General features: G+C 74.0%; 7 protein-coding genes. All 7 read left to right on the forward strand.

All coding sequences use genetic code 11. The features are described 5' to 3' along the window. Positions 1 to 497 (forward strand): isocitrate/isopropylmalate family dehydrogenase (locus VR44_RS28870; protein WP_045950558.1); only part of this gene is annotated, 497 nt, incomplete at its 5' end. 5 nt (positions 498 to 502) lie between these two features. Beyond that, positions 503 to 1,411: an aminotransferase class IV gene (locus VR44_RS28875; RefSeq protein WP_052713874.1), complete on the forward strand. Its 909-nt coding sequence runs from the start codon at positions 503 to 505 to the stop codon at positions 1,409 to 1,411. After that, positions 1,408 to 2,646: an ATP-grasp domain-containing protein gene (locus VR44_RS28880; RefSeq protein ID WP_157880425.1), complete on the forward strand. Its 1,239-nt coding sequence runs from the start codon at positions 1,408 to 1,410 to the stop codon at positions 2,644 to 2,646. Before VR44_RS28875 ends, VR44_RS28880 begins: the two co-directional genes overlap by 4 nt. Continuing rightward, on the forward strand, positions 2,643 to 2,777 hold the full coding sequence (locus VR44_RS48590; RefSeq protein WP_281187222.1) for a hypothetical protein: 135 nt from the start codon (positions 2,643 to 2,645) through the stop codon (positions 2,775 to 2,777). Before VR44_RS28880 ends, VR44_RS48590 begins: the two co-directional genes overlap by 4 nt. After that, a complete protein-coding gene (locus VR44_RS28885) occupies positions 2,774 to 4,003 on the forward strand; it encodes an MFS transporter (protein WP_045950559.1) in 1,230 nt (409 codons plus the stop codon). Before VR44_RS48590 ends, VR44_RS28885 begins: the two co-directional genes overlap by 4 nt. Positions 4,004 to 4,058: 55 nt before the next feature. Beyond that, the gene (locus tag VR44_RS28890; RefSeq protein WP_094191975.1) at positions 4,059 to 5,276 is read left to right on the forward strand and encodes a 3-deoxy-7-phosphoheptulonate synthase; all 1,218 of its coding nucleotides are present in this window, start codon (positions 4,059 to 4,061) and stop codon (positions 5,274 to 5,276) included. A 62-nt stretch (positions 5,277 to 5,338) separates the two neighbouring features. Continuing rightward, positions 5,339 to 7,166, forward strand: a 1,828-nt coding sequence (locus VR44_RS28895) for a non-ribosomal peptide synthetase (protein WP_157880426.1), incomplete at its 3' end; no start/stop codon positions are given.

Below are 7,166 nucleotides of genomic sequence, written 5' to 3' on the forward strand. Positions count from 1 at the left end.
GCGCCGGACCGCTGTGGCAGAGCCGGTTCCGCGCGATCGCCGCGTCCTACCCGGACGTGGAGTGCGACCACCTGTACGTCGACGCCGCGGCCATGGAACTGATCCGCGACCCGGCCCGCTTCGACGTGGTGGTGGCCGGAAACCTCTTCGGGGACATCCTCAGCGACGAGGCCTCCATGCTCGCCGGCGGGCTCGGGGTCGCGCCCTCGGCGAGCTACGACCCGGACGACACCGAATTCGCCGGCGTGTTCGAGGCGGTGCACGGCAGCGCCCCCGACCTCGTCGGCACGGGGCGCGCCAACCCGCTGGCATCCGTGATGAGTTACTCGATGATGCTGGACCGGCTGGGACTGCGCGCCGCGCACGCCGCCGTGGAGCGCGCCGTCGACGAGGTGCTGTGCGGGGACCTGTTGACCCCCGACCTGGGCGGCACCGCGCGCACCGGTGAGGTGGGCGACCTGATTTGCCGGGCGGTCGCCCGGCACGACAAGGACTGAGAACGATGAACGAACCAGCGAAGCTCATGTGGTGGCAGGGCAGCGTGGTCCCCTCCGGGGACTCCGCCCTGACGCTCGCCAACCACAGCCTCCACTACGGGCTCTGCGTCTTCGAGGGGATCTCCGCCTTCCCCTCCGCGGAGGGCGGCCACCACGTCTTCCGGCTCGAGGAGCACATGACCCGGTTCGCCGAGTCGTGCCGCCTGGTGGGGATCTCGCTCGCGCAGTCCCCCGCCGAGCTGGCCGCCGCCTGCCACGCGACGCTGACCGCCAACGGCCTGCGCCGGGCCTACCTGCGCCCCATCGCCTTCCTCGGCGACGGGGTCCTGGGCCTCGCGGCGCCCGGCGCCGAGGCCCAGGTGGCGGTGCTGGCCTTCGACGTCTCCTCCTTCGATTCGGTGATCCGCGCCCAGCGGCCGCGGCTGACCCTGTCGTCGGTCGCCCGGCTCAGCCCGCACGCCTTCCCGACCAAGGCGAAGGTGTCCGCCGGCTACCTGGGCTCGCGGACCGCCTGGACGGACGCCCGGCAGCGCGGCTACGACGACGCCCTGCTGCTGGACGACACGGGCTTCGTCGCCGAGTGCACCGTTCAGAACGTCTTCGGCGTACGCGGCCGTACGCTGCTGGTGCCCGACTCCCCCGCCGCCCTCGACGGGATCACCGTGGACTCCGTGATCGAGATCGCGGCCGGCCTCGGGTACGAGGTGGACCGGAGCCCGCTGGCCGCGGCGGACCTGGCCGCCTGCGACGCGCTGTGCGTGGCCAGCACCGCCGGCGGGGTGCGCCCCGTGCAGTGCCTGGACGACACCGTCTTCGACACGGACAACGCCGTGGTCGCCGAGATCGTCCGCGACTACCGGCAGGCCGAACTGGGTCTGCTGCCGGGTCACGAGCGGTGGGCGGCCCGTCCATGAGCGGCACACGCGGCGACGCACCCGTGGTCGACCTGTACGACCGCCTCCCCGAGGAGGCGCGCGGCCGGATCGCCGCGCTCGGCCGGGAGCACTGGCGGCGGGGGCACGCCGGCGTGCCGCGCCTGGCGGACTCCTGGTGCCCCACCCGTCCCCTGCTGCTGGACGCCGAGGCGTACGAGCTGGTCGGCGCGGTCGCCGACCGTGCGGCGGGCCTGGTCCTCCAGGCGTGCCTGCGCCGGGTGTCGACCGCCGGGGAGCTGCTGGAGGCGCTGTCCATGCCGCTGAGCCAGTTCCCGCTGCTCGACCCGGCCGAGGCGCTCACGGAGCGGCTGCTGACCTCGATGCGCGCCGACGTGATGGTCGAGCGGGGCGTCCCCAAGGTCGTCGAGCTCAACATCGACGGGGCGATCGGCGGAGCCATCGAGGCCGACCTCATCGCCGGGCAGTTCCAGGAGGTGTACGCCGGCCCGGGAGCCGCCGGGAACCCGTCGGAGGTCCTGCTGCGCACCCCGCCGTCCGCGGTCGACGCCTTCTTCACCGAACTGGTCTCCTTCCTCGGCCTGACCGAGGGGGGCTGCCTCGTCGTGCCCGTCTTCCACGAGGAGGGCCTCGACTACCTGGCGGACCTGGACGAGTTCGTCGCCTTCCTCGACCCCATGGCCGAACGGGGCAAGGCGCACGGCATCACCGTGGTCGGGTACCCGCTGGACGGGCTGACCCTCGACGACCGGCAGCGGCTGCGGGCCGGCGAGCACGTCGCGGACGGGGTGTTCCGCCTCTTCCTGCCCGTCGAGCAGGGCGGTCCCGGGCTCGACGCCCTGGGCGCGGCCCTGCGCGCGGGCACGGCCCGGATGTACACCCCCGAGGCGACCAGCCCGGTCAGCGACAAGCGGGCGCTGGCCTGGCTGTGGGAGGACCTCGGCCTGCTCGACCCGCAGGACCGGGACTTCGTACGCCGGCACGTGCCGTACACCGTGATCGCCGGGGCGGACGCCCTGGGCGAGGAGCGGGCCTCGCTGGTGCTCAAGCCCGGCGACGGCTACGGCGGCGCCGGGGTGACCCTGGGCCGCTCGGTGGAGCAGGAGGAGTGGCGGGAGCGGGCCTGGCAGCCGCCGGACCGGGCGACCACATCCTCCAGCGGGTGGTGGAGGCCGACCTCGTCACCTTCGAGTTCGCGCACGAGACCACCGGGGAGATCCGCAGCGCCGCCGTGCCCTGCGTCCTCGGGCCGATGATGTACGGCCGCGGGCTCTCGGGGATCTACGTCCGGCACGGCAGTCCCAAGCGGGGCGACCTCATCAACACGCACCAGGGCGCTGCCTCCAACAGCGTGCTGGTCGTGGACAGTCCGACGGCCGGACGATGAACGGCGAAGGGACGCGCGCCCCCACCCTGCTGGACCCGCTGCGGCAGCGGAGCTTCCGCTGCCTGGCGGGCGGCCGCATGGCCACCTACTTCGCCAACGCCATGGCTCCGATCGTGCTCTCCTTCGCCGTGCTCGACCTGACCGGGTCGCTGGTCGACCTCGGGATCGTGGTCGGGGCCCGGTCGGTGGCCAATGTGGCGCTGCTGCTGTTCGGCGGGGTGATCGCCGACCGGCTGCCGCGCAGGCTGGTGCTCCAGGGGTCGAGCGTGGCCGCCGGGCTGGCCCAGGCCGTGATCGCGGCGAGCGTGCTGCTGGGCTTCGCCTCGATCCCCGTGCTGGTCGTGATCAGCGTGATCAACGGCATGGTGTCCGCGCTGTCCCTGCCTGCGGCGGCCGCCCTCGTGCCGCAGACCGTTCCGCACGAGATGATCCGGCCGGCCAACGCGGTGGTCCGGATGGCCGTCAACGCGGGCATGGTCCTCGGCGCCTCGGCCGGCGGCATCGTGGTGGGCCTCGCGGGCCCCGGCTGGGGCATCGCCGTCAACGCGGCGGTGTTCCTGGTGGCAGGACTGTGTTTCGCCGGGCTGCGGACGGCGGGGACGCCCGCGGCGCCGGCCGGGCCGGCCCGGCCGCTGGCCGAACTACGCGAGGGCTGGTCGGAGTTCACCTCCCGGACCTGGGTGTGGGTGGTGGTGCTCCAGTTCCTGGTCATCAACGCGGTGGTTTCCGGCGGGCTCCAGGTCCTCGGGCCGACGATCGCCGACCAGACCTTCGGACGGACGACCTGGGGGCTGCTGCTCGCCGCGCAGACGGCCGGCGCGTTCGCGGGCGGGTTCGCGGCCGTCGGGGCGTTCGAGGCGGTGCCGCTGCTCGCCCTCGGGACGACCTCGCACGTCGCCCTGCTGGTGGCCGCGATGTTCATCAACGGTGTGGCCCTGGAACAACTGGCCGTCGCCTGGGACGTGTCCCTCCAGGAGAACATTCCGCAGGAGCGGCTGGCGCGGGTCTACTCCTACGACGCGCTCGGCTCCTTCGTGGCCATCCCGGTCGGGGAGGTGGCCGCGGGCCCGATCGCGCTGCACGCGGGCATCGACACCACGCTCGTGACCGGCGCCGTGCTCGTCCTCGCGGCCACCGGACTGGCCCTGTGCAGCTCCAGCGTGCGCCGCCTGACCGTGAAGCCGGCCGCGCCGCCGCACCGGCCCGCAGGGGAGGTGGCCGCATGACCCCGACCACCGCGGCACCACCGCGACGAACAGCACCGCAATCAGGGGGACCACCATGCCGCACGGCATATCTCTAGTCGACAAACCGGGCTGGTACGGAGGGGAACCGTATCCGGCCGACGCCCTCGACCACATCTCCGCACTGCCCGCCCTTCAGCAGCCCGACTGGGCCGGCCACGAGGACCTCCCCGCGGCCGTCGGGGAACTGCGCCACGCGCCGGGGCTCGTCGGTCCCGGCGAGGTGAAGGCCTTCGGTCTGCTCGTCGCCGAGGCCGCGCGGGGCGACGTGAACATCCTGCAGGCCGGGGACTGTGCCGAGGATCCGGCGGACAGCACGCCCGAGGCCGTGCGGGCCAAGGTCGGCATGCTCGACGCCCTCGCCGCCGCGTTCTCGGAGATCACCGGTCGGCCGACGGTACGGGTGGGCCGCATGGCCGGCCAGTACGCCAAGCCGCGCTCCCGCCCCACCGAGCGCCACGGGGGCCGTGAACTCCCGGTCTTCCGGGGTCACATGGTCAACGGTCCGGAGCCGGACGCCGCCGCCCGCGTCCACGAGCCGCGCAGGCTGACGGACTGCTACCGGGCGGCGCTGTCGGTGCACTCCGCGCTGCGGACGGACACCGGGTGGAACCGCGCCAGGACCTGGACCAGCCACGAGGCCCTCGTCATGGACTACGAACTGCCCCTGGTCCGCGGGGACGGCTCGGGGCGGGCCTTCCTCTCCTCGACGCACTGGCCCTGGATCGGTGAACGCACCCGCTCCGCCCGTGGGGCCCACGTACGACTGCTCGCCGAGGTGGACAACCCGGTCGCCTGCAAGGTCGGGCCGACGATGACCCCGGCGGAACTGCTGGAGCTGTGCGGGCTGCTGGACCCGGAGCGGCAGCCCGGGCGGCTCACCCTCATCGCCCGGCAGGGGGCCGGCGCGGTGCGGCGCGGCCTTCCCGCGCTCGTGGAGTGCGTGCGCCGGGCCGGGCATCCCGTGGTCTGGATGTGCGACCCGATGCACGGAAACACGGTCACCACCCCGGCCGGCCGCAAGACCCGCCTCGTCGAGGAGGTCGTCCGCGAGGTCCGGGGCTTCCGGCAGGCCGTGGAGTGCGCCGGCGGGACCGCGGGAGGACTCCACCTGGAGGCCACACCGGACGACGTGCTGGAGTGCGTGGCCGACGCCGACGGCATCGCCGGGCTCGACGGGCGGCCCAGACCGCTGTGCGACCCCCGGCTGAACCTGGAGCAGGCCGCCACGGCCGTGTCCGCCTGGGGCGTCTGAGCGCCCCCAACCCCTCTTCACCAGCTGGTCTTTTCATTTTCTGCAACGGGGGAACAACCGAGATGGACCAACATCCCGACCAGTCGGTCCGCGCTCTGCGCGGCCCGACCGTCGACCATCCCGCGCCGTACGGCATCCCGGGCCTCATCCGCACCGCGGCCGAACGCTCACTCGACGCGGTGGCGTGCACCGGCGCCGGGGAGACCTGGACCCGCCTGGAGGAGGTCTCCGACCGCCTCGCCGCCGAACTGCTGCGCCGCGCCCTGCCCGAGGACCGGCCCGTCGCGGTGCTCGCGGACCGCGGCCCGCACATGGTGGCCGCCCTGCTCGGCGTGCTCAAGGCCGGTCTGCCCTACCTGCCGCTGGCCACCGACGAGTCGGCCGAGCGGCTGGCGCTGATCCTGGACACCGCCCGGCCGGACCTGGTGGTGGGGACCACCGCCGCACTGGCCGGCCGGCAGGGGCCGGACGGGCCCGCCCTGCTGGACGTGGAGCCGCTGTCCGCCGCCCCCGACCCGGCGTACGTGCCCGGACCGCTGCGGCCCGTCGCCGCGGACCAGCCGGTCAATGTCATCTTCACCTCGGGTTCCACGGGCACGCCCAAGGGCGTCGTGGTGCCCAGCGGGGGCGTCACCAACCGGCTGCTGTGGGGGCAGCGCCACTACGGGCTGACGGCCGAGGACCGGGTCCTGCAGAAGACCCCGTACACCTTCGACGTGTCCGGCTGGGAGATCTACTGGCCGCTGATCGTCGGCGCCCGGCTCGTCCTGCTCGCCCCCGGCGAGCACGCCGACCCGGCCGCGATCATCAAGGCGGTGACCGAACACCAGGTCACCGTCTGCCATTTCGTACCGTCGATGCTGGACGAGTTCCTGCGCTGGCCGGGGGCGGCAGACTGCACCGGCCTGCGGCACGTGTTCTGCAGCGGCGAGGCGCTGCCCGCCACGCTGGCGCGGACGTGCGTCAAGACGCTGCCCGCCCGGCTGCACAACCTCTACGGTCCCACGGAGGCCTCGATCGAGGTCACCTACTGGGACAGCCCCGAGGACCCCTCGCTGATCGACGACGTGCCCATCGGGCGGGCCGTCGACAACTGCACCCTGCTGGTGCTCGACCGGCGGGGGGTGCCGGTCGCCGAGGGCGGGACCGGAGAACTGTGCATCGGCGGCGCGCCGTTGGCGCTCGGCTACCTCGGCCGCCCCGACCTGACGGAGCGGGTGTTCGTCCCCGCCCCCGAGGGCAGCGGCCTGGAGCGCGTCTACCGGACGGGCGACCTCGTCCGCGTCGTGGACGGCCAGATCCGCTACCACGGCCGGATCGACGAACAGGTCAAGATCCGGGGCGTGCGCGTGGAGCCCGGCGAGGTCGAGAGCGTCCTGCGCGAACACCCCGGGGTGGACGAGTGCGCCGTGGTCGTCGCCGGTGAACGGGCGCCCCGCCTGGTGGCGTTCGTCCGCCCGCACGGCACGGAACCGGCCGGCGGTCCGGACGGGGCGGACCGGCAGGAGGAGTACCGCGCCCACGTCGCCGCCCGGCTGCCGTCCGCGTACGTCCCCACGCACTTCGTCACCCTGGAGACGATGCCGCTGACCCGCAGCGGCAAGCAGGACCGGGTGCTGCTGAGGCAGCGGGCCGCCGAACTCCTCGCCCCGCGTGCCGGCGGGCCGGCGGAGGCCGAGGGGGACCCGCTGGCCCGGCTGTGGGCGGAGGTGCTCGGGCTCGACTCGGTCGACGAGGAAGCCGATTTCCTGGCGCTGGGCGGCCACAGCCTCGCCGCCGTCCGGCTGCGGGGTGAGCTGCTGCGTTCGTACGGACTGCGGATCACCCTCGCGGAACTGCTGCGCGAACGGATCACCCTGGCCGGTCTGCGCCGGCGCGCGGCCACCGCGG

This window comes from Streptomyces katrae (assembly GCF_000966975.1).
Lineage (GTDB): Bacteria > Actinomycetota > Actinomycetes > Streptomycetales > Streptomycetaceae > Streptomyces > Streptomyces katrae.

Excerpts from the sequence above, each read along its gene's own strand:
- VR44_RS28875 (WP_052713874.1), top strand. The coding sequence starts at position 503 with ATGAACGAACCAGCGAAGCTCATGTGGTGGCAGGGCAGCGTGGTCCCC.
- VR44_RS28890 (WP_094191975.1), top strand. The coding sequence starts at position 4,059 with ATGCCGCACGGCATATCTCTAGTCGACAAACCGGGCTGGTACGGAGGG.
- VR44_RS48590 (WP_281187222.1), top strand. The coding sequence starts at position 2,643 with ATGATGTACGGCCGCGGGCTCTCGGGGATCTACGTCCGGCACGGCAGT.
- VR44_RS28885 (WP_045950559.1), top strand. The coding sequence starts at position 2,774 with ATGAACGGCGAAGGGACGCGCGCCCCCACCCTGCTGGACCCGCTGCGG.
- VR44_RS28880 (WP_157880425.1), top strand. The coding sequence starts at position 1,408 with ATGAGCGGCACACGCGGCGACGCACCCGTGGTCGACCTGTACGACCGC.